Source organism: Mesorhizobium sp. M5C.F.Ca.ET.164.01.1.1 (assembly GCF_004792125.1).
Classification (GTDB): Bacteria; Pseudomonadota; Alphaproteobacteria; order Rhizobiales; family Rhizobiaceae; genus Mesorhizobium; species Mesorhizobium wenxiniae.
This window is the reverse complement of the sequence record NZ_SRTG01000101.1, coordinates 1-451: the sequence shown is the minus strand read 5'-3', so window position 1 is coordinate 451 and position 451 is coordinate 1. Positions and strand designations below refer to the sequence as shown.

The window sequence follows — 451 nt, the reverse complement described above, 5'->3', positions numbered from 1 at the left end:
CACCAATGACCGCGTCTCTTCGGCGGCGTTGCCGTCGCGCGAAAGGTCGCTGGTCATTGCGCTCGCCATGGGCGAGCGCAAATTGCCCGGCATCCTCGCCGCCGTGAACCGGCGTCTGGTCAACGGCCTCATCACCGACGAGCGAACCGCGACAGCCTTGCTTGGCGTATGATCTGCGCCTCGGGTTCGGAGCCGTTCATGCGCCAAGCCAGCAGGCGCTCCGATCTCCGATAAAATCAGCAGGGCCTAATTGTAGGGATCGAAATTGCCGTTGCCGTCCAGCAAGCCCATGTCGCGCTGCAGGTGCGGTGACAGCTCCCTGATGTCGAGATAGGCCCGCCGCTTCGCCTGATGGTGCGCAAATCCACGCACAAGCCATGAAAACCAAGCCTGGCCTGGAACGAGAAGCAGTTTTTCCTGTACCGTGGTCATGATCGTCAGCCTTCGCTAT

Annotated in this window: 2 protein-coding genes; one reads left to right on the top strand and one right to left on the bottom strand. The window is 61.2% G+C overall.

Features of this window, described 5'->3' with window-relative positions; genetic code table 11:
* The coding region (locus EN807_RS32610) for a sugar-binding domain-containing protein (RefSeq protein WP_281405242.1) at positions 1 to 172 on the top strand (172 nt) is incomplete at its 5' end.
* A 74-nt stretch (positions 173 to 246) separates the two neighbouring features.
* Here the strand turns inward: EN807_RS32610 and EN807_RS32605 are convergent.
* Positions 247 to 432, bottom strand: a complete 186-nt coding sequence (locus EN807_RS32605; protein WP_128275143.1) for a hypothetical protein — start codon at positions 430 to 432, stop codon at positions 247 to 249.
* Between the last annotated feature and the right edge of the window lie 19 nt (positions 433 to 451).

Excerpts from the sequence above, each read along its gene's own strand:
- EN807_RS32605 (WP_128275143.1), bottom strand. The coding sequence starts at position 432 with ATGACCACGGTACAGGAAAAACTGCTTCTCGTTCCAGGCCAGGCTTGG.